General features: G+C 63.6%; 19 protein-coding genes. 10 read left to right on the forward strand and 9 right to left on the reverse strand.

Annotated features, from left to right (window positions below; genetic code table 11):
• Positions 1-282: 282 nt before the first annotated feature.
• Complete coding sequence (locus IVB22_RS14975; protein ID WP_057848341.1) at positions 283-564, reverse strand: GIY-YIG nuclease family protein; 282 nt, start codon at positions 562-564, stop codon at positions 283-285.
• Positions 565-719: 155 nt separating this feature from the next.
• On the reverse strand, positions 720-1610 hold the full coding sequence (locus IVB22_RS14980) for an efflux RND transporter periplasmic adaptor subunit (RefSeq protein ID WP_247518102.1): 891 nt from the start codon (positions 1608-1610) through the stop codon (positions 720-722).
• 697 nt (positions 1611-2307) lie between these two features.
• Here IVB22_RS14980 and IVB22_RS14985 point away from each other — a divergent pair.
• Positions 2308-2574 (forward strand): DUF1127 domain-containing protein, encoded by a 267-nt coding sequence (locus IVB22_RS14985; RefSeq protein ID WP_247518103.1) that lies wholly within the window; start codon positions 2308-2310, stop codon positions 2572-2574.
• Positions 2575-2719: 145 nt separating this feature from the next.
• Here the strand turns inward: IVB22_RS14985 and IVB22_RS14990 are convergent, their stop codons facing one another.
• Entirely contained in the window at positions 2720-5179 is a 2460-nt protein-coding gene (locus IVB22_RS14990; RefSeq protein WP_247518104.1) for an adenylate/guanylate cyclase domain-containing protein, read from the reverse strand.
• A gap of 263 nt (positions 5180-5442) precedes the next feature.
• The gene (locus tag IVB22_RS14995; protein WP_247518105.1) at positions 5443-7536 is read right to left on the reverse strand and encodes an AsmA family protein; all 2094 of its coding nucleotides are present in this window, start codon (positions 7534-7536) and stop codon (positions 5443-5445) included.
• A gap of 223 nt (positions 7537-7759) precedes the next feature.
• Here IVB22_RS14995 and IVB22_RS15000 point away from each other — a divergent pair, with 223 nt between their 5' ends.
• From IVB22_RS15000 to IVB22_RS41920, 3 genes are read left to right on the forward strand one after another with little or no spacing between them, the layout of a single operon-like run.
• The gene (locus IVB22_RS15000) at positions 7760-8434 is read left to right on the forward strand and encodes a Crp/Fnr family transcriptional regulator (protein ID WP_247518318.1); all 675 of its coding nucleotides are present in this window, start codon (positions 7760-7762) and stop codon (positions 8432-8434) included.
• 46 nt (positions 8435-8480) lie between these two features.
• On the forward strand, positions 8481-8708 hold the full coding sequence (locus IVB22_RS15005; RefSeq protein ID WP_247518106.1) for a hypothetical protein: 228 nt from the start codon (positions 8481-8483) through the stop codon (positions 8706-8708).
• Positions 8705-8989: a type II toxin-antitoxin system RelE/ParE family toxin gene (locus IVB22_RS41920; RefSeq protein ID WP_374207533.1), complete on the forward strand. Its 285-nt coding sequence runs from the start codon at positions 8705-8707 to the stop codon at positions 8987-8989. Before IVB22_RS15005 ends, IVB22_RS41920 begins: the two co-directional genes overlap by 4 nt.
• 34 nt (positions 8990-9023) lie before the next feature.
• Here IVB22_RS41920 and IVB22_RS15010 read toward each other — a convergent pair whose 3' ends face one another.
• From IVB22_RS15010 to IVB22_RS15025, 4 genes are all read right to left on the reverse strand, one after another.
• Entirely contained in the window at positions 9024-12182 is a 3159-nt protein-coding gene (locus tag IVB22_RS15010; RefSeq protein WP_247518107.1) for an efflux RND transporter permease subunit, read from the reverse strand.
• The gene (locus IVB22_RS15015) at positions 12182-13105 is read right to left on the reverse strand and encodes an efflux RND transporter periplasmic adaptor subunit (protein ID WP_247518108.1); all 924 of its coding nucleotides are present in this window, start codon (positions 13103-13105) and stop codon (positions 12182-12184) included. The genes IVB22_RS15010 and IVB22_RS15015 overlap by 1 nt, the downstream gene beginning before the upstream one ends.
• Before the next feature lie 172 nt (positions 13106-13277).
• Positions 13278-13955: an OmpA family protein gene (locus tag IVB22_RS15020; RefSeq protein WP_247518109.1), complete on the reverse strand. Its 678-nt coding sequence runs from the start codon at positions 13953-13955 to the stop codon at positions 13278-13280.
• A 149-nt stretch (positions 13956-14104) separates the two neighbouring features.
• Entirely contained in the window at positions 14105-15580 is a 1476-nt protein-coding gene (locus IVB22_RS15025) for a caspase family protein (RefSeq protein WP_247518110.1), read from the reverse strand.
• Positions 15581-16099: 519 nt separating this feature from the next.
• On the opposite strand from IVB22_RS15025, the gene IVB22_RS15030 reads away from it, so the two are divergent.
• The 3 genes from IVB22_RS15030 to IVB22_RS15040 are packed head-to-tail and all read left to right on the forward strand — an operon-like array spanning position 16100 to position 18174.
• Positions 16100-16906, forward strand: a complete 807-nt coding sequence (locus IVB22_RS15030) for an N-acyl homoserine lactonase family protein (RefSeq protein ID WP_247518111.1) — start codon at positions 16100-16102, stop codon at positions 16904-16906.
• A 14-nt stretch (positions 16907-16920) separates the two neighbouring features.
• Complete coding sequence (locus IVB22_RS15035) at positions 16921-17811, forward strand: NAD(P)-dependent oxidoreductase (RefSeq protein ID WP_247518112.1); 891 nt, start codon at positions 16921-16923, stop codon at positions 17809-17811.
• An 18-nt stretch (positions 17812-17829) separates the two neighbouring features.
• The gene (locus IVB22_RS15040; RefSeq protein WP_247518113.1) at positions 17830-18174 is read left to right on the forward strand and encodes a RidA family protein; all 345 of its coding nucleotides are present in this window, start codon (positions 17830-17832) and stop codon (positions 18172-18174) included.
• A gap of 5 nt (positions 18175-18179) precedes the next feature.
• On the opposite strand, the gene IVB22_RS15045 is transcribed toward IVB22_RS15040, so the two are convergent.
• The gene (locus IVB22_RS15045; RefSeq protein ID WP_374207543.1) at positions 18180-18689 is read right to left on the reverse strand and encodes a MarR family winged helix-turn-helix transcriptional regulator; all 510 of its coding nucleotides are present in this window, start codon (positions 18687-18689) and stop codon (positions 18180-18182) included.
• 142 nt (positions 18690-18831) lie between these two features.
• Between IVB22_RS15045 and IVB22_RS15050 the strand changes: the two genes are divergently transcribed.
• From IVB22_RS15050 to IVB22_RS15060, 3 genes are read left to right on the forward strand one after another with little or no spacing between them, the layout of a single operon-like run.
• Positions 18832-20445, forward strand: a complete 1614-nt coding sequence (locus IVB22_RS15050; protein WP_247518115.1) for an FAD-dependent oxidoreductase — start codon at positions 18832-18834, stop codon at positions 20443-20445.
• A gap of 9 nt (positions 20446-20454) precedes the next feature.
• On the forward strand, positions 20455-20682 hold the full coding sequence (locus tag IVB22_RS15055; protein ID WP_247518116.1) for a DUF2783 domain-containing protein: 228 nt from the start codon (positions 20455-20457) through the stop codon (positions 20680-20682).
• 33 nt (positions 20683-20715) lie between these two features.
• Positions 20716-21669 carry an MBL fold metallo-hydrolase gene (locus IVB22_RS15060; protein ID WP_247518117.1) on the forward strand — a complete coding sequence of 318 codons (954 nt, stop codon included), beginning with the start codon at positions 20716-20718 and terminating at the stop codon, positions 21667-21669.
• The last annotated feature ends 1 nt before the right edge of the window (position 21670 follow it).

The following is a 21670-nucleotide window of genomic DNA, read 5'->3' on the forward strand; positions in this document are numbered from 1 at the left end:
CGCACCAAACCCGGCCCCATCACCATCAGGCATGGCCTCCAATACTTCTTGGGCGTCGCCTCCGCGTGGGAAACCCTCAAAGATGTGTGAATCAGCTAGTGCGAACGCAGGGACCCATACGCCGCGGCCCATGTAATGGGCACGACCGAAGACGGCTTCGCTTCAACAACTCACGACCGTAATCGACCAACGCAGAGCGTCAGCCACCGCGCTCCTATCGAGAGATCACGCGGTATGGGTCCCTGCGTTCGCAGGGACGACGAGGGAGTGGGCTTTGTATCCTCAAACAATCAGATCGCTTAGATCGCGCCACTCCAGATTCTCGCGCTCGATCAGCTCGATCTTCCAGTCCCGCTTCCAGCGCTTGAGCTGCTTTTCACGCGCAATCGCTTCATCCGGCCGCTCGAATGCCTCGACATAAACCAGGCGATAAACGCCGTAGGTTTTGACGAACGAGGAGCCTTCGCCATTGCGATGCTGCTCCATCCGTTTCGCGAGAGAATTGGTCACGCCGATGTAGAGGGTGCCGTGACGCCGGCTCGCGAGGATGTAAACGTAGTACATGCGCGAAACACTGATGTCGTCCCTGCGAACGCAGGGACCCATACCGCGTGATCTATCGATGAGACGCGGTAGCTATAACTTATCACACAACCAGCGCCGGTGGCTATGGGCCCCTGCCTTCGCAGGGTCGACGGCAGAGTTGCAGCCGCCCGCACCTACTTCCCGTCCGCGCTCGCCGTCACCGCCCGCACCGGGTCGCCCTCGCGCAGCAGCGCGCCGGCGCGCGCCACCACGATGTCGCCCTCAGTCAGCCCCGAGGTGATCTCGACCTGTCCGGCCGACATCAGCCCCGTCTCCACCCGCCGCGTTTCGACGCGCGCGCGCCGCACCACCTGCACCACGGTGCCGGCGGAGCCATAGAGGATGGCGGTGAGCGGCACCGAGACGCCGCAGCTCTGCCCGGTCTTGATCTGCGCGCGGCCTGAGGAATTGACCAGCAGGCGGCGGTTGGTGGTGACGCCGAGGAACACCTGCGCGAGCTGGCTGTTCGGCTCCACCGTGGTCGACAGCCGCCGCACCTTGCCATCGACCTCACCGGCGCCGATCACCTTGATCCGCGCGGTCTGGTTGACCTGAAGCTTTGCGATATCACGCGTCGGCACCATGCCGACCAGGTCGAACTCGCCGCGCGCGATGATCGAGAACAGCGCCTCGCCCTTGGCCGACGCCATCGCACCGACGGAAGCCGTCGTGGCCGAGATCACCCCGCCCACCGGCGCCTGCACCGTGATCTGCCCGCCCTCGGGGGGGGTCAGCCGCGCCAGCACCTGCCCCGCGGTAACGCTGTCCCCCGCATCCACCATCACCTCGGCGACCTTCAGCCCCATCCGTTCGGGGCGCACCTGTGTCTCCTCGCGCGCAATGATGGTGCCGGAGACTTCGACGATGTTGGCGAAACAGGATTTGGCGGCTTTGAGGACGGTGACCGCGGCGCCCTTCGGGGGAGTTTCTTCTTCGGCGGCGAGGGCAGGAGAAAGGCAGAGCAAGCCCGCGGTAATCAGGGCAGTGAGCTTCGGCGCAAGGTCGCGCGCGGCAAAGGCGGGCATCGGCAATTCCCTCTCAAATTCAGGGTCTTGGATATCAGAAAGCGCGCCTCGCAGCCAAGCGCCAAGAATGTCACCCCTCCGCCAGGCTGACGGGCTCCGCCGGCCCGGTCATCCCCACGGGCGATGTGCCGCGCGATCACAGGATTGACAGATGACGCATGAGTGAGCGGGAGCATATGGCCGGCGGCCGGCAAATGCCGGACCTCGGCGCCATCCATGATCGCACCGAGCCGCTGCACCATGCGTTGGGTGAGATAGGGCGACAGCCCGCCAGAAAACAGGAACGCGAAGCGAGGCCGCTGCGACCGCGACGTTCTCTTCGACGAAGGCCGCCGTTAAATCGAAAGCGAGCTTGCGGGCGCGCTCGACCATGCGAAGGCGCGCGCTGGCCGGCAGCGGATCCTGCGGTCCCGAGCGGCGATTGGGGCATCGGCGGTCAGTCGTCGACCACGGAAGCCGTCAAGGATCTCGCGGCCGGCGGAAAGGTGGCCTGACGCGCTGTCGGCCTTGCATCGCCAGCGGGCTGGTCCTGCCGGCGATCGGTGCGCATCGCTTCCTCATTTTGATCTGTCACGCAGCCGTGTCCGGTGCTCGTCGCCGCGCCGAACGCTGCTGACACCATGCTGGCAGCAGGCCTTCGATAGAAAGGTAGGCGTCAAGCTCACCGGGTTCCGGCTACTCTTGAAAGAATATCGCCATGACGATGCTGACCACCATTCCGACCTCCGCCACCAGGCCATTTGCCTGGCGAACTGCAGTTTGGCTGGCGCGCCTGCGCCGTCTCGTCAACCGCTTCCTTGCGGCGGTGATCGCGCGCCACGAGCGCCACGCCGCGCGCGTAGCCCTGCACAGGCTCGACGACCGCCAGCTCCAGGATATCGCGATGAGCCGCTCCGAGATCGAGAGCAGGCTCGAAGAATTGGCGCAGACCCGCGCGCGAATGCAGCAGCCCAGTTGGCACTGACGGTGGAGAGAACGTGCCGGGTTGTTTGACATAAGGGCAGAGCCGTAGAGCCGTAGGGTGGGCAAAGCGAAGCGTGCCCACCATCTCTCTCCAGCGCGACGTTGCATGGTGGGCATGCTTCGCTTTGCCCACCCTACAAGATCGACTACTGCATCTTCTTCCTTCGCGCCGCCGCCGCATCGACGACATTGTCGACCGCCTCGCGCCAGCTCATGATCTCCGCCGCAAGAATCGGATGATTGAATCCCTTCAAATTCAAATCATCGATCGGCCGCCCTTCCACCCATGGCTCGACCATCCCGTAGACGCGCCTGCTCACCACGATCTGGTTGGCCTTGGCTTCATCGCACAGCCGCGATGCCAGATTGGTGACGCTGCCGATCGCGGCGTATTCCAGCCGCTGCTCGAAACCGATCTGGCCAAGCGTGGCATAGCCCAGCGCAATGCCGATGCCGAAGCCGAGATTGTGGCCGCGGTTGCGCCACTTCTCGGTGAGTTGACCGATGGTGTCGCGCATCTCGACCGCCATGCGAACGGCGCGCGCGGTGTGGTCGTCGAACTGGATCGGCGCGTTGAACAGGATCATCACGCCGTCGCCGGCATAGCGATCGAGCGTGCCTTCATACTTGAAGATGAGTTCGCCGAGCGCGGCGTGATATTCACGCAGCACGTTCATCGCCTCCTCGGGCTCGGTCGTCTCGGTGAACGCCGTAAAACCGCGCAGATCGCAGAACACCACCGTCACCTCGCGGCGATGGCTGTCGAGCAGGCCCTCATGGCCGTCGGAGGAGGCAATCAGTTGTGCCACCTGCGGCGCCAGGAAGCGCTCCAGACGCCGGATGCGCTCGATCTCGCCGAGCTGCGTCTCGACGCGCTCCTCCAGCGAGCGATTCCAGTCCCTGAGCTGGTCGGTCTGCTCCTGCAGCTTGTCGGCCTGCTCGCGCACGATGTCGTTGGCAGCCAACAGCTCGCGGCTCTTGTGGTCCACCTCGGTGAACAGCCGCGCATTGCGCATCGCCAGCACCGCCTGGTGCGCAAACGTCTTCATCAGCCCGATCAGGTTGTCGGAGAAATCGCCGGCGTTCTGCCGCAGCACCACCAGCGAGCCCAGAATGCCGGTCTGGTCGACCAGCGGCACCACCAGCACGGAGTTGAAGCCGGCTTCGAGCGCGACGTCGCGCAAGGGATGTTCGGGCGTCGCGCCGAGCTGGGGAATGGCGATCGGCTCGCCCGTGGTGGCGGCCACGCCGAGCGGGGAGTTGTCGGCGTTGATGGCGCGGTGGTGGCCTTCGGCCGATTGGTCGATGCCGATGGATTCGGCGAGGCTGAACTGGTGATTGCCGGCGTCATAGCCGTAGATCAGCACGGCGTCGGCATGGGTGATTTCCAGCGCGCGCGCGGCGACCGTCGGCAGCACGGCGTTGAGATCGAGCGAGGAGGCCACCGCGCGGCCGACCTCCTCGAGCACCTTGAGCTCGTTGATCGATTGCGCCAGATCCCGCGTGCGCTCCTTCACCTTGGATTCAAGGTTCGAATAGGTCTCTGCGAGCTGGCCGGCCATGCCGTTGAACTGGTTGGCCAGCTCCTCCAGCTCGTCCGACGTCTTCACCTCGATGCGGTGGCCGAAATCCCCGGCGCCGAGACGCCTGGCGCCGGCCTGCAGCGCCGTGATCGGCACCAGCATGCGCCGCGCCATGATGGTGCCGGCGATGATCGCGACCACGAGGCCTAATCCGATCAAAAGCGCTATCCGTATCAGTTGATCGCGGATCGGCGTCAACGCCTGCGCGGTCTCCTGTTCGAAGAACACATGCCAGCCGAGCTTTGGCACCAGGCTCGACGTGGTCAGAACGGCGTTGCCCCTGTCATCCTTGCCCGATGCCGGCGCCACGCCGCCGGGCTTGCTGACGGCCAAGACCTGCGGCAGCTTCGACAGATTCTTGCCGACCTCGGGCCCGCTCGAGGAGGTGGCCAGCACGTCACCCTTGGAATCGGTGATATAGGCAAATGCCACCTTGCCGACCTGGGCATCGATCAAAAACTCCGACAGGAAATCAAGGTCGATCTCGGCGACGGTGGTGCTGCCATCGGCATGCGACAGCGCGATCGACATCAACGGCCGCTCACCGCGGAAGTAGGCCGGTGCAAAACTGGTGCCGCGCGAGATGGTCTCGGTGAATCTGCGGGAAAAATCGGCGCCGCTGCCGAGCGTGACGGTCTGGCGCGTGTGGCGGAGTTGCTCACGGCCCTGGCCGTTGAGGAACGAGAGCTGGCTGACCTGCGGCACCTGCCGCAGCAGTTGCGCATAGTCTTCGCGGTGCTGCTCCAGCGTTGCGGCTTCGGTGATCTTGGTAGCGCTGGCGCGCGTCACCCAGGAAATCTGCCGCTCGAGGTCGGACAGCGATTGCTGGATTCGCTTGGCGGTCGCCTCCGCCTTCTCGCTCATGCCGTCGCTAACCGAGCTCTTGATGCCGCGATAGGTGATCCAGATTTCCATCGCGCCGTTGACCGCCAGCACGAACACGACGAGGCCGACCAGGGCTACGACGTATTTGGCGAACAGGCCTTCGCGCAGGAACCCTGCTCTGTCCTTGACCTCGTTCATCCGGACCCTCGTGCGCCACGGCCTGCGCGCGCATCGGTTTGTCACTGGCGCCGGTCTGTCTCGGCAGCCCCGGCATAGGGGCCTGTTTAGCACGAATTGGGGGGAGGGGCTGTGAGCCCGCCAACATGGTTAGCCCTGATTTAGGGCAGGAATCGCAGGATTCATCGCCATGCCTGGGCTTGTCCCGCGCATCCACGCCCTTCGATCGCCTCAGCAAAGATGTGGATGGCCGGGACAAGCCCGGCCATGACGGAGAGGGAGCCTCACCGATTGAAAAGCTGCCGCAAGACCTCGTTCATTGGCTGACTGTCCTGCTCGGCGGTCGTATCGCTCGGCGGCGCCGGAGGGGCGGGCTCGTCGGGAGCGGCTTGGGTCGGCGCCTCGGCGGGCGAGGTGCGGCTCGGGATGCTCCGTTGACCGCCCGGCCGCGCACCGCCTTGACCTTGCCCTTGGCTCTGACCGGCGCCGCCTTGATTCAATCCGCTCAGGCCCTGCTGCAAGAGATTGCCGATGGTCTCGCCGAGCTGGCCGCCGAGCGGACCAGTCGGCTGCTGGCCACCAGCCGCGCCCTGTCCACCGGCACCGCCTTGTTGTCCGCCGGCCGTGCCCGGCTGTCCGCCAAGCAGGCTGCCGATCGCGGCCCCAAGCCCGGCGCCGTTCTGGCCGAACAGGCCCTTGCCCATTTCCTTCAGCTTGGCATAGGCGGCGTCGGGATTGTCGAGGATGCCCTGCATCTCCGGATAAATCCGCGGCGCGCCCCACGGGCCCGAGATCATCACGGGAATGCCGAGCCCGACCGGATCGGTGACACGGCCCTGGCCTTCGGTGGTCATCACGAGCTTCGGCTCGACGCGGAATCCGATCTGCTTGGTGCCGAGGTCGATGGTGCCTGCGCCGGTCATCTTGACCAGCGGGCCGACCAGATTGAGATCGGTGGTCTGCGCCTGGCCCTTGTCGATCTTGAACGACGCCGACAATTGCGAGAGATCCGTCGCCTTCTCCTCGCTCTCCTGCCAGCCCGACAAGGTGCTCGCCGTCAGCGACCGGATCATCTGCGCGACGTTGAGCCCCTTGATGGCGCCGTCCTGAAATACGACGAAGGCGGTGCCGGCCATGTTCGACATGATCGCGCGCTGGCTGGTGCCGGAGGAGCGCACGCTGAGCTTCGCCTGCATCTTGCCGTCGATCCTGTCGAAATCCGCCAGGCCCTGCAGCAGCGGAAGCGCGCGTACGCCGGCAAGGTCGGCCCGCATCGCGTAGGTGGGATTGGCGGTGGAAACGTCGACGGTCAGATCGCCGTTGGCGTTGCCCTCATAGGCACCGAGGTTCGAAACCTGCGCCTTCAGGACGCCGCTTGCGAGCGTGGCGTCGATCGCGGCGGGGGTGAAGCGCGCGTCGCCGACGTTGAGCTCGGCCGCGGAAATGCGCACCTGCAGGTCGATATAGTTGAGGCCGTTGATGTCGATCGGCGCACTGCTCCAGGGCTGCGCCGACGAACTGCCGGTGCTGCGCGTCGTCGCGATCGCGAGCTTCTGGAAATCGAGGTCGAGCTTCACCAGCGGCTTGCTCGACAGATCGACCGAGGCCCAGCCGTTGAATGCGGCATCGCCGAGCGCGCCGGTGACGCCGTTGATCATCACGACCGAGCCGTTGAGGCGGGCTTCGGCCTTGGCCGTGAGCGGGGCGCGCAACAGGTCTGGCGCGTCGATCTTGATCTCGGCCGGGATATTTTGCCGCTCGATCGGCGGCGCCGGCGCCGCCGCCTTGATCTCGAATTTCAGCGGATAGCCGTTGCGGCGGGCGCTGCCGGACACCACGACCTTGCGGTCGGAATCGATGGTGACGTCGGCGTTGACGGTCTCGATCCTGTTCTCGACGCGGTCGCGCAGGTTGGAGAACACGATGGTGCCGCCGGTGACGCTGATGTGCTCGATCGAAAAGGCGTCAGCCGCCTTGCCGGCAGCAGGCTTCGAGGGAGGACTGGCCTCCCTGACGCGCTCGCGCCGCAGCGGCAAGTTCACGACCGGGCGGACGATGACGAGCTCGGTGATGTACGGCTTGCCTGCCCACAGGCTCGCGAGCGTCACGTCCGCCTCTATGCTTGAGGCCGTGAAGCGGTGGTTGATGTCGCGGTCCTTCGGATCCTGCAGCGTGACATCGTTCAGCGTGATGTTGAGCGATGGCCACAGGCCGATCTTGGCGCCGCCATTGATGGCGAGCTTGTAGCCGGTCTCGCGCTCGACCCGTTCCTGGATCTGCGCCGTCAGGAAGCCGGACGGGATGCCGATCACCAGCAGCAGCGCGATGACGACGATCACGGCGGCAATGGCGGCGCCGGCAAGTTTCAGTGCTTTCATATCGACATTCCAGACCGCGCGAACGGCACTTATTTCGGTGGCGCGAGACGCGGGCGCAACCGGTCAGGCGAGCTTATCCCGGAAAGGGGTGGGGCCCAAAGAAGCCAAAAATATTCCGGGGGTACTGCAAAGTTATGTGACTTATGACACACTCGGCGGCGCTGGAATCCTGCTAACGGCCCAAGTGGGGCAGGTCCGGGCCGATTTGGAAGGTAATAGTACAATGAGCAAACAGGCCGAATTTGCGGTCATTTTGAAAATGAACCCGATGTTTGCGGATCTGGGCGCCGACGAGTTGCAGCGCATCTCCGGTCTTTGCCACACCGAGCAGCTCGGCCTCGGCCAGATGCTGTTCCAGAAGGGCGATGCGGGCGATGCCCTGTACGGGGTCCGCCGCGGCCAGATCCGGATCGAGACCGGCGCCTCCGACGGCAGCCGCCTGACGCTGAATTTCATGGGCCCCGGCGATCTGTTCGGCGAGGTCGCCGTCCTGGACGGCCAGAGCCGCACCGCGGACGCCACCGCCGGCGAGCCGTCGGAACTGTTCGTGCTGCGGCGCGAGGATTTCCTCGCCTTCCTGGAACGCGAGCCCAAGGTCGCGATCAAGATCATGATGCTGCTCTGCCAGCGCATCCGCTGGCAGAGCGAGCGGATGGAAGAATCCGTGCTGCAGCCGCTGCCGGTCCGCCTGGCGCGAAGGCTCTGTGCGCTGGCCTCTGACTTCGGTTCCGAAGTGCACATCTCGCAGGAGCAACTCGGCGTCTTCGTCGGCGCCGCGCGCGAAAGCGTCAACCGTCAACTGCAGCTCTGGCGCAAGGACGGTATTCTCGATCTGCAGCGCGGAAGAATCCTACTGCAGAACATGACCAAGCTGACGGCGGTGGCAAGGAACGAGTGAGGTTCTCTCCGTCGTCAACCATGACCTGCTGTGGTATGGTGACCGCATGAACAGGATACTCAAGGAAGTGATCGAGCATGCCCAGACCTGGCCCCAGGAGGACCAGGAGGAACTCGCCGAGTACGCCCGCGAAATCGAAGCGCGTCGGACCGGCGTCTATACGATGTCAGACGATGAGCGAGCGGCGGTCCGGAGAGGGTTGGCTGAGGCCGATCGCGGAGAATTCGTGTCGGACGAAATCATCGCCGAAACCGACAAGCGCCACGACGGATGAAGATACGCTATACGCCCGCTGCCTTCTCCGACAGAGAGCGAATAATTGAATACTTGAGAGAACGATCTGCTGGCGGTGCGAGGAACGTAGCGGCAAGCATTCGCGAGGCAGTAGCCCAGCTCAAAGACCATCCACACAGCGGTTATCGGACGGATGATCCCGACGTGCGGGTAATATTTGTCGTCCGTTATCCCTACAAGATCTTCTATCGGGTACGAGACGCGATAGAAATTCTGCACATCCGGCACTCGTCTCGAAGATCATGGAAGAACGATCGGTAGCCGGCTTTACCCCAAGTGCGTGCCGCCCCCTCCCTCACTTCGCCGCGGGCGACATCGCTGGCGGTACGGAGGGCGGCCCTTTTGCGGGCGGCTCGTGATGATCCGATCCGTGACCAGTTTCTTCCGGCTCGCCGCTTGAGACCAGCAGCTTCTGCCCCCAGCGCCAGCACAGCGCGCCGAGATCGTCCATCACCATGAACATTGCCGGCACGAACACCAGCGACAGGATGGTGGAGAAGATCAGGCCGCCGATCACGGCGAGCGCCATCGGCGAGCGGAATTCGCCGCCGGCGCCAAACGCCAGCGCTGAAGGCATCATGCCCGCGGCCATCGCGATCGTCGTCATCACGATCGGACGCGCGCGCTTCATGCCGGCGTCGATCATGGCGTCTTCGCGTTTCTTGCCCTCGCGGATTGCTTCGACCGCGAATTCGACCAGCATGATGGCGTTCTTGGTGACGATGCCCATCAGCATCAGGATGCCGATCCACACCGGCGTGGTCAGTTGCTTGCCGGTGAGCAGCAAGGCTGCGATCGCGCCGCCGATCGAGAGCGGCAACGAGAACAGGATGGTGATCGGCTGCAGGAAGGTGCCGAACAACAGCACCAGCACCGCATAGACCATCATCAGGCCGGCGGTGATGGCGGTGGCAAAGCCTTCCGACAATTCGTTCAGGCTTTCGGCGTCGCCCGACGGACTTACCTTCACGCCCTTGGGCAGGCTTTTCATGACCGGAAGGTCGTAGATCATCTTGGTGGCGTCGCCGAGCGCTGCGTTGCCGACGAGATCCGCGGCGACGGTCGCCTGCCGTTCGCGGTCGTAGCGGTTGATGCTGGTTGGGCCCTGATCGAGCTGAATGTCGGCGACGACGGATAGCGGCACGCCGCCGCGTTCGCCGCGCTGGCCGAGTGGCACCCGCAATTGCTGCAGCATCTGCAGGTCGCTGCGCGCACCGTCCTCGAGCTGCACCCGGATCGGCACCTGACGGTCGCCGGCGTCGAATTTTGCCAATGCCGGCCCGACGTCGCCGATGGTGGCGACGCGGATCGTCTGCGACAGGCTCTCGGTGGAAACGCCAAGCCGCGCCGCCAGTTCGGCGCGTGGCCGGATGCGAAGCTCAGGCCGATCGAGCGAGGTTTCCGAGATCACGTTGGCGATGATCGGAATCCGCTTCATCTGCGTCGCCAGCTCGCTGGCAACGTTGTTGACGATATTGCTGTCGACGCCGGTCACAACCAGTGAAATCGCGCGAAGGCCGTTTTCGTCGAGGAACCAGAAGCGAATGTCAGGAACGTTTTCGAGCTCCTGGCCGATTTCGAGCTCGAGCTGCCGCTGGGTGATCTTGCGATCGCCCTTCGGCGTGTAGTTGATGATCAGCGCGGCGCGGCGCACTTCCAGCGTGCCCGGCGGCACCCGGCCGCCGTCGACGAAGATGCTCTTCACTTCGGGGCGCTTGCGCAGGCGCGCGACGATTTCTTCCGTTACCTTCTCTGTATAGGCGAGCTGCGTACCCGGCGGCAGCTCCATCGCCAGCAGCGAGCGCGCGGTGTCCTGCGCCGGCAGGAAGCCTTGCGGCAGCAGCGTGATGCTCCAGATCGAGGCGGCGAACACGCCGAAGCCGATCAGGACGGTGATGAAATAGTGCTTCACCGACCAGGTGACGAGCTTGGTGTAGGTCTGCAGAATGCGCCCGGGCGGCGGGTCCTCGTGCGGGTGATCCTTCAGGAAGTAGGCCGCGAGCACCGGTGTGACGAACCGCGCGGCGAGCAAGGAAAAGAACACCTGGACTGATACGGTGATGCCGAACTGCTTGAAGAACTGCCCGGCAATGCCGGACATGAAGCTGGCCGGAGCAAAGATCGCGATGATCGTCAGCGAGATCGCGATCACGGCAAGGCCGATTTCGTCGGCGGCTTCGAGTGCCGCGCGATAGGGCGACTTGCCCATGCGCATGTGGCGCACGATGTTCTCGATCTCGACGATGGCGTCGTCGACCAGAATACCCGTCGACAGCGTGATGGCGAGGAAGGAGACCAGGTTCAGCGAGAAGCCGAGCAGGTCCATCGCCCAGAACGCCGGGAAGATCGACAGCGGCAGCGAAATCGCGGCGATGATGGTGGCTCTGATATCGCGCAGGAACAGCAGCACGACGATCACCGCAAGGATTGCGCCCTCGAACAAGGTCGAGATCGCCGCATCGTAATTGCCCTTGGTGAAGTCGACCGAGGTATCGATCAGCTTCAGATCGACATCGGGATAGGCGACCTTCAGCGCATCGATTCGCTTCTGCACGGCGGCGGCAACCACGACGTCGCTGGCGCCCTTGGAGCGCTTGATGCCGAGCGCCACCACCGGCTCGCCGTTGAAGCGGGCGAAGGTCCGGCGATCGGCAATGGTGTCGGTGACGGTGCCGAGGTCGTCGAGCCGCACCTCACCGCCGCCGAACAGCGGAATCATGGTGCCGGCGAGCTCGTTGAGCGTCTTGGCGCCGGCCAGCGTGCGAATGGCCTGGTCGTTCTTGCCGATTTCGGCGCGGCCGCCGGCAAGGTCGACATTGGTGCCGCGCAGAATCTGGCTGACATTGACGGCGGTAAGGCCCGCGGCCTGCAGCCGGTCGGGATCGAGCGACACCAATATCTCGCGCTCGACACCGCCGATACGCTCGACTTGCGCAACGCCGCGCACGCCCTGCAGCGCGCGTTTGACGACGTCGTCGACGAAATAGGAAAGCTGCTCCGGCGTCTTGCCAGGCGAGATCGCCGCATAGGTGACGATCGGCAGGCCGATCACGTCGACGCGCTGGATCAGCGGCTCGTTGACGTTCTGCGGCAGGTTGGCACGTACGCGGGTGACTGCGTCCTTGACGTCATTGAGCGCGCGGTCGGTATTGGTCTCCAGCGCGAACTGGATCGTGGTCACCGATAGGCCGTCGGTGATCGACGACGAAATATGCCGCACGCCCTCGACGCCCGATACGCCGTCCTCGATGGTCTTGGTGACCTGGCTCTCCAACTCGGCGGGGGCCGCGCCGAATTGCGCTACCGCGACCGAGATCACCGGAATGTCGGCGCTCGGCAGCCGCGTCACCGCGAGCTTGGTGAAGCTGACCCAGCCCAGCACCAGCAGGATGATCGAGAAGACAATCGAAGGCAGTGGGTTCCGGATCGACCATGCCGAGATATTCAAAGCCATTAGCGTGCCCGCGTGCGCTCGAGTTCATCGGCGAACATGGTCTTGACCTGGTCGCCGTCATGCAAAGAGGTGCCAGCATCGGCCACGACGGTTTCGCCGACGTCGAGGCCTTCAAGAATTTCGGTGGAGGTTTCGGAGGTCAGGCCGACGCGCACTTTTCGCGTCTCGATGGTGTTGCCTTTTACGACCTGCAGCGTCAGGCGGTCGATGGCGGTGCGCGGAACGGCGACGCCGCAGGAGCGCTTGGCGTCGATATTGGCGCGGGCAAACATGCCGACCTTGAGCGACGGATTGTTGTTCAGCGAAATCCGGACCTTGCCGAGCTGGGTGTTGCGGTCGATCTGCGGCGCGATCTGCCGGACCTTGCCGACGACATCGGGCGCGTCGTCACGGCTGATGCGCACCGTGGCACCCGGATTGAGCTTGAGCAGATGAACGCTCGGCACTTCGGCCTCGAGCTCGATTTCATTGTTCACTGAAATACGGAACATCGGGCCTGCCTGCGGCGAAGCGGGAGCGCCGACCGCGGTCCTGACCTCGGTGACGAGACCGGCGGCGGGGGCGCGCAGCGAGATCGGCCCCGTTCGGCCGGCGGGAGCGCCCGGTATCTGCGGCGGCGCGGTAAGGCGCGCCAGTTCCTGATTCTCGGTGACCGTGTCACCTTCCTTGACGAACAGGTCGGTGACGCGGGAGCCCTCCTGATCGACGCCGACCTGCGCTTCGCGGCGCGGCACGATGAAGCCGGTGACCCGCACCATGTCGGAGAAGCAGGCATTGGTGGACTTGGTTACGATCACCGTGGCCTGGCCCGGCGTGTCTTTTACTTCCGCGCGCGGACGGTGCTCGAACCAGTAGTAGCCGACGGCAACAACGGCAACGAAAGCCGTTCCGAGCGCAGGTTTGAGGTATTCGGAGAATTTCATCGCCGATCAATCCAGACTGGAAGTCAAATCAAACAGGGCGCATCAGGCCGGCCGATGACCTGCAATGGAGCCCAAAACGAATACGTCCCGCACGGGTGCTGCGGGACGTATTGTAGCCGGAAACTATTGGTCGGCGCCACGCCCTTGCTTGCAAGGCCTTATTTGCAGGTCCTTACTTGGAAGCGTTCGACGCCGTGGTCTTGTTTTCCATGTTCACGACCTGAACGCGGCGGTTCACTTCCGCCATCGGCTGGCCCGGATCCTTGAGCTTGCTCTTGCCATATCCGACGGTGACGAGATCGGTGCCGTTGATGCCATATTTGTCGACGAGATAGCGCTTGATCGCGTCGGCGCGGCGCTCGGAGAGATCCTGGTTATAGGCCTCGCCGCCGGCCGCATCGGTGTGGCCTGCGACCACGAAGACCGAGCCTTTGAGGTCGTTGTTGGTGAGCGCGCGGCCGAGCGCCTGAACCGACGACAGCGACTTCGTGCTGATATCGGCCGAGTTGTAGTCGAAGTTGATCTCCAGATCGATCTTCGGCTTGTCCTTGACGATGGCGGCGATCTCCTCGCGTTCGGCGGTCGAAAGCGAACGCGTGGAGCGACCGCGGAACTTCTGGACGAACTTGCCCTCGGCGGCGGCTACTGCGGGGTCGACGGTGGTCTGCGGACCGGTAGAAAGGCCGCGGGTCAGCGGCTTCTTTTCCGGCGCCAGCGCGCGGATGATCTGATCCTCGGTGACGTTCCTGTCCTGGGCCAGAGCAGTTCCCGCACTGAAGGAAATTGCAGCGCCGAGCGTCGCAACCGAGACGATTGCCGTAAAGGTTTTCGCTGCCGAGATGTTTGCCATTCCAGTCCCCTCCTGCGGGCTTCCCACGCGGTTCCAACGTCATCCAAATTGGGCCGCCGGACCCTTGGATCGCGGCCGGCTGCTTTACTTTAGTCTGGACGCCCCGCCACAGGGTTCGAGGGGCCGTCAGCCTTCATCGAAAAAAATTGTCACTGCACCCCGTAATCGGCGAATTCCTTGACGATATTGGGGTCCATCGCCTTCGCGTTGTTAATATCCAGGTCGCCTTCCGAAATCGAGCCGTTGCGTTTCTTGGCAAGGCCGCGACCGTACAGCGACGACGTCAATCTTGGGTTGATCTTGAGAGCGGCATCGAAATCAGCAATTGCATTCTTGTTCTGGCCACTCTTCAGGTTGACGAGGCCGCGGCTGTCGAGTGCGTCGACGAAATTCGGTCGCAGCCGCAGTGCCTCGTTGCAATCCTTCAGGGCCGCCTGCAGGTCGCCAATCACCGTGCGCGCCCAGCATCGGTTGTTGAAGGCTTCCACATCCTTCGGGTTCAGCCGCAGCGAATTGTTGAAGTCCTTGATGGCGAGTTCGTAGGCGCCTTTGCTCGCATAGACCTGCCCGCGCCGGTACAGCGCGGCCGCATCGTCCGGATTGTCGTTCAGCTTGGTGGTCAGGTTCTTGATGGTCGGATCGTCGGCAAGTGCGACCACGGCCGGACTCGGGCTCTCGACCGGCTTGGCCGGTGGCGGGGGCGGAGGAATCGCGGCTTCAACCGGTTTTGGCGATGCGGGTGGCGGAGGCGGCGGTGCCGGTGCAGCCACCGGTGGGAGTGCAGGAGGCGCAGGCGCAGGCGCGGGAGCAGGTGGCGCTGCGGGCGCCGTGGCCACCGGAGTCGACGGCGGGCTCGCCGGCCGCGGGCCTGAGCCGCTGGGGATGAAGGAGAAATCCTCGGCGAGCGACGACGAAATCCACGGCACCTGTTCCTGGCGCGAGGCGCGGGTCACGCCGACGCGGGTGCGATTCAGCGTTTCTTCCGCCATCAAATCGGGCGTGCGGATTTCCTTCAGCAGCTCTTTCACGAACAGGCTGCGGTCGCTGCCATTGTCGGAAACGACGGACGAGAGCGCGGCCGAATACATCACCAGCGTGCCGTTCGGCGCAATCACCGGCGCAAGGCCGGCGGAAAAGCTGCGGAACCGGCGTTCGAACGGATTGCGCCTGGAGGCATCGATCAGCGCGATCTTGACGCCGGCGCCGCGGCTGTTGATCTCCCCCAGCACGGTTTCGAGGCTGAAACCGTCACGGCGGACGTCCGGCTCGGTCCAGATCTGGGCATCGACGGGGATCATGTAGCTCTGGCGGCTCGACTGCACGCCAAAGCCGGAGAAGAATATCAGCGCGACCGAGCCCGGCTTGATCTTGCCATACAGGCGCTCGAAGGCGCGGCGCATCTGCTCGCCGGTCAGGTTCTCGCCGATATCGACATTGAAGCCGTCGCGCTTGAGCTCTTCGGCGATGTCGCGCGCATCGTTGATCGGCTCCTTCAGCGGCGCCTCGGCATCCGGATATTTCGCGTTGCCGATGACCAGCGCATAGCGCTCACCGGCAGCGAACGACGGGGCTACCGACGCAACTGAAAAAAACAATGTGAGGAGCAATGCGAGGCGGATTTTCATAATGACGGCAGTCCAGATCACGGCAGTCCAGCCAAAATAGCGCCGATGCCAGCTCGCGCCGCGGCGACCTTACTCTACGCTATCGGCATTATCAAACCACGCCCACTGCCCGTCAACCGCTTGCGATGTCGTCACTAATTGCGACAATTGACCGCGACAGGGGCGCGGCGGACGAACGGAATAAAAGCGTCCGTTGCGACAGAACCACAGCGCGCGGTTTGGCCGGTGCAAACGGTTCCCGATCAGGCCGACAACCCTTTCGCGCATATGCCGGGCTTTGCGTCCGACATGACCGTCATACTCTGCGAAAGGGGGATATCAGCACGCTGGTGCCGTCGGCTCTATCGGTGCACGGCCACTATTGCTGGCGACGACGCCGGTCGGCAATGTGATCCGTCTCACATAGCGCTCCGCGCCGTCGCGCGGCTGTCATTCGCCATCGGGGTTTGACCTTTGCGGATGACAATGGCTTGTTGCCGGGATCGGCCAATTCAAACATCCAAGAAAAAAGTGACACCGATGGGAAATGCCTACGAAATCTACGCGCTGCGCTATGCGACGATGTCGCCGCGCACCCCCCATTTGAATTTTTTGATCCCCGATCCGCACGAGACCACGGCGCAGGACCTGGATTATTTTGTCTGGCTGATCCGGGGAGGCGGCCGCGACATACTGGTCGATACCGGCTTCAATGCCGAAGAGGCGAAGGCGCGCGCGCGCAAGCTCACGCTCAATCCGGTCGACGCGCTGGCGAATTTCGGCGTTGCCGCCGACACCATTCGCGACGTGATCGTCACCCATTTGCACTATGACCACGCCGGCAATCTCGATCGCTTCCCGAATGCGCGGTTTCATCTGCAGGACCGCGAGATGAGCTACGCGACCGGGCGATGCATGTGCAACGGCATGCTGCGGCATCCGTTTTCGGTCGAGCACGTCACGACGATGGTGCGTCATGTCTATGGCGAGCGCGTCACCTTCCATTCCGGCGATGGCGAGATCGCGCCCGGCGTGACGGTGCATCGCGTCGGCGGCCATTCCGACGGGTTGCAGGTGGTGCGCGTGGAAACGGCGCGCGGGCCGGTGGTGCTGGCGTCGGACGCGGCGCATTACTATGCCAATCTGCAAAAGCGCAGCCCGTTTCCGATCGTCTACAATGTCGGCGACATGGCGCAGGGCTGGGAAATCGTCGAGCGGCTGGCCGGCCATCCCGACCGTTTCATCCCCGGCCACGATCCGATCGTCAGCGAGATCTATCCGCGTGCCAGCGACAAGGTCGATGCGTTCGCACTGCACCTCGCGCCGTCACGCTCGTTCGTGAAATAGGCTCAAGAAAAACAATGTCGGAATACAGGACTGTCGGCTTCATCGGCCTCGGCGTGATGGGCGAGCCGATCTGCCGGAATCTCGTGAAGAAGAGCGGCAGGCGCGTCCTTGCCTTTGATCTGTCGCCGGAGCCATTGGCGCGGCTGCGGGCCGACGGTGCCGACGTCGCGGCCTCCGTTGCCGACGTCATCAAGCAAAGCGAGCTGCTGTTCCTGTGCCTGCCGAGCGCCAAACATGTGCGCGCGGTTTTCGAAGGCGACGGCATTCTCAGGAACATCCAGAGTGGGCAGGTCGTCGTCGATCTCGGGACGTCGTCGGTCAGCCAGACCCGCGATTTTGCCGGGCAGTTGCGGGCAAAAGGCGCGGCCTGGGCCGATGCGCCGATCGCGCGTACGCGTCAGGCGGCGCAGGACGGCACGCTCAGCGTGATGGTTGGCGCAACGCCGGCGCTTTACGCCGATATCGAGCCATTGATCCGCTGCTTTGCGACCGACGTCACCCATTGCGGCGAGGTCGGCGCGGGGCAGGTCACCAAAATTCTCAACAACATGGTGTTGTTCGAAACCGTCAACGCACTCGCCGAGGCGGTCGCGGTCGCCAAACATAATGGCGTCGATCCCAAGCTGCTGCTCGATACGCTTTCAAAGGGCTCGGCTGACAGTTTTGCGCTACGCAATCACGGCATGAAGGCGATCGTGCCGGGCAATTTCCCGGAGCGCGCGTTTTCGACCGAATATGCGCTGAAGGATCTGTCCTATGCGCTGGAACTGGCAACCGACGCCGGATTAAGAATTCGCGGCGCGGAGTTGATCGGCACGGTGTTGCAGGAAGCCATCGATGCCGGCTCAGGGGATAATTATTTCCCTGTCATCGCGAAGCATATTGGCGATCGCAATGGAGCTTAGATCCAAACGGAGACAATCATGATCCATCGCTTTGCCGGGCTCACGCCCACCCGCAGCCGCGCCGTCGCTCACGACGATCTGGTTTTCACGGTGGCGGTCGCGCCCGATCCGGTCAGTTCCTCGATGTACGAGCAGAGCGCAAAGGCGCTCGCCCGCATCGACGAAAGCCTCGCGCTGTGTGGCACGGACAAGAGCAAGATCCTCTCGGCCATCGTCTATATCACCGACATCAAGCGAAAAGGCGAGATGAACCGCGCCTGGGACGAATGGGTCGATGCCAAAAATCCGCCGATGCGCGCCTGCATCGGCGTCGATCTCGAACCGCCGCACATTGTGGAGATCGTGGTGACGGCAGTGAAGTGAGCTACTCAGTAGGCTTCCTTCGCATCCGCCTCTTCGCTGGTCTGCACCAGATCGAGGCTCTGCTCGATCTTGCCGAGCAGCCGTGCGAAATCGCGCCGCTCCTGCGTGGAGAGGCCTGACAGGATTTCCTGCTCCTTGCGCAACAGGCGCGGGATCAGTTCTTCGTAAAGCGTTACTCCCTTGCGCGTCAGGCGCAGGCGGAATTCGCGGCGGTCGTCCTCATTCTCGACGCGCTCGATGATCTGCCGCTTCATCAGCGACGTGACCGCGCGGCTGATGGTGGACTTATGGGTGCGGGTGCAGTGGGCGATGTATTGCGCGCTGCAGGCGTCGTGGCGGAAGCCGAGCGTCGCCAGCACGCGCCATTCCGGAATGTCGAGCCCATAGCGAGCCGCATATTCGACGGAGAGCGCGGAACTGACTTCCGCCGCGAGCCGATTGAGGCGGAACGGGACGAATCCAAAGAGATCCAGTCGGGTGCCTTTCTTGGACGCGCTTTCATCGCGCGAATCGATGGCTACTTCGCTTGAAGACGCTTTTGGCAAGGATCGCCTCGATTTGAGTTGACGCCGGACCCGGCCCGGGGTTTAAGATAGTTGCAGATGCGACTAATTTAGCAGGGTCGCACGCCCTTGGCTAGTCACGGGGTGAGCCCGCATGGCGCAGACTAAAACCCAGTTCGGCTATCGCCGCCACCCCGATCAGGATCGGACGGGTGCGAACCTGGCTGAACACGCGATCGTCGTGGTGGGCGCTGGTCCCGTGGGGCTGTCGCTGGCGATCGATCTGGCGCAGCGCGGCCAATCCGTCGTGCTGCTCGACGACGCCGACCGCATCGGCGAGGGCTCGCGGGCGATCTGCTTCTCAAAACGCTCGCTCGAATTCTGGGACCGGCTCGGCATCGGCCAGCGCATGGTCGACAAGGGCGTGGTGTGGAGCGTCGGCAAGATCTTTCACGGCGAGCAGCAACTCTACCAGTTCAATCTGCTGCCGGAGCAGGGTCACAAGCGGCCCGCCTTCATCAATCTGCAGCAATTCTATGCCGAAGCCTACCTGGTCGATCGCGTTGGGGAACTTCCGTCGATCGATCTGCGCTGGCGCAACAAGGTGACAGGGCTGGAGCCGCGCAACGATCAGGTCCTGTTGACGATCGAAACACCTGACGGCCCCTACCAATTGAGCGCGCGCTTCGTTATCGCCTGCGACGGCGCGCGCTCGTCGCTGCGACAAATGGTGGGTGCGGAATTCGCAGGGCAAGTGTTCGAGGATCAGTTCCTGATCGCCGACGTCAAGATGACGGCCGCGTTTCCGACCGAGCGCTGGTTCTGGTTCGATCCGCCATTCCATGCCGGACGCTCCGCGCTGTTGCACAAGCAGCCCGACGAAATCTGGCGGATCGACTTGCAGCTCAGTCCGGATGCCGATCCCGCAATCGAAAAGCTGCCGGAAAACGTGCGGCCGCGCATTGCGCGCATGCTCGGGCATGACAAGTTCGATTTTGAGTGGATCTCACTCTACAAATTCCAGTGCCGGCGGATGGACAGGTTCGTCCATGACCGGGTGATCTTTGCCGGCGATGCCGCGCACCAGGTCTCGCCGTTCGGCGCCCGCGGCGCCAATTCGGGCCTCGAAGACGCCGAAAATATTGCGTGGAAGCTCGATCGCGTGCTGCGGGGAACATCGCCCGAGGCATTGCTCGAGAGCTACCACATCGAACGCAGCGCTGCCGCCGACGAGAACATCCGCGAATCCACCCGCTCGACGGACTTCATGGCGCCGGTGACGGCGCAGGAGGCGCGGTTGCGCAAGGCGGTGCTGTCGCTCGCCAAGGAAACCGAATTCGGCAAGCGCATGGTCAATGGGGGACGGCTGTCGGTGCCGTCGGTCTACGACACGCTGCTGTCGACCGCCGATAGCGACGCGTGGCGCGGTGGCCCGCGGCCCGGCGCGTCGATGCTGGATGCGCCGGTCGTCGCCGCAAACGGTGAGCCGATGTTCCTGACGGATGCCTTCATCAAGAGTGGAACGCGGTTCACGCTGCTGGAGTTTAGCAATGGTGCGGCTGCGGAAGTGCCTGAAGGAGTGGGTGCCATCCGCATTGGCGGCGATGGCGGCTTGACCGATGCCGCGGGCATTGCCGCGGCGCGTTACGATGCCGAACCGGGCTCTGCCTATTTGCTGCGGCCTGATGGCTATGTCGCGGCGCGTTTCCGCAAGCCATCACGATCGGCCGTCGATGCGGCGCTGTCGCGCGCGTCCGGCCTGAACTGAGGTTTTGTCATGGCGCTGTCGACCAGTTCGAACTTTGCCAAGCCTGACGACGCATTTCGCGCCGTCGTCGAGGCGCATCGCAGACTGAGCGAGGCGCAAAGCGCCGATCTCGACGCGGCGCTGGTTTTGGTGCTGGCCAACCACATCGGCGATCTCGATGTGCTGAACGAGGCCATCGCGCTCGCCAAGCGGCGGATGCTCGATGCGAGCCAGCAACAGCAACAACAGCAGCAATAATTCACGTCTCGAACGAAGTCAGGAATCGAATTGATGGCCAAAGGTTTCGCGTCCACCACAGATCTCGCCGAGAAGAAGATCACCTTCTCCGAAATCGGCACTGATCTCTACGCGTTCACCGCCGAGGGCGATCCGAACTCCGCGATCATCGTCGGTGACGACGGCTGCCTGGTGTTCGACGCGCAGTCGACACCGGCGATGGCGAATAAAGTGATCGAGCGCGTTCGCACCGTTACCGACAAGCCGATCAAATATGTCGTGCTGTCGCATTATCACGCCGTGCGCGTGCTGGGCGCTTCCGCCTATAAGGCGCAAGGCATCGTGGCGTCTGCGGAAACCCACCGGCTGATCGAGGAGCGCGGGCAACAGGATTGGGATTCCGAATATGGCCGCTTTCCGCGTCTGTTCCAGGATGCGCAGAGCATTCCCGGCCTGACCTGGCCGACCCTGACCTTCGAAGGCGAGATGTCGATCTATCTCGGAAAACGCGAGGTGCGGCTGATGCAACTCGGCGCAGGGCACACGTCGGGCGACATCGTGGCTTGGGTGCCGGATGCCGAAGTGATGTTCTCCGGAGATCTGATCGAATATCACTCGGCCTGCTATTGCGGCGACGCGCATTTGCGCGAATGGCCTGCCACGTTGAATGAAATCCGCGCCTTTAACCCGAAAGCGATCGCGCCGGGCCGCGGCGATGCGTTGAAGGGTCTCTCGACCGGGCGCGACGCGATCGCGATGACGCGCGACTTCGTCACCTCGCTTTATGGTGCGGCAGAAAGCTCGGTCGCCAAGGGCCGCACGCTGAAAGAAACCATGGCCGCGACGCGCGAGGTGATGGATCCGAAGTTTTCGAGTTTTGCCATCTACGAGCACTGCCTGCCGTTCAACGTCTCGCGCGCGTTCGACGAAGCGTCGGGGATCGACGATCCCGTAATCTGGACCGACAAGCGCGACCAGGAAATGTGGGCCGCCCTGCAAGGAGGATGAC

Origin of the sequence: Bradyrhizobium sp. 190 (assembly GCF_023073415.1) — a bacterium.
Lineage (GTDB): Bacteria > Pseudomonadota > Alphaproteobacteria > Rhizobiales > Xanthobacteraceae > Bradyrhizobium.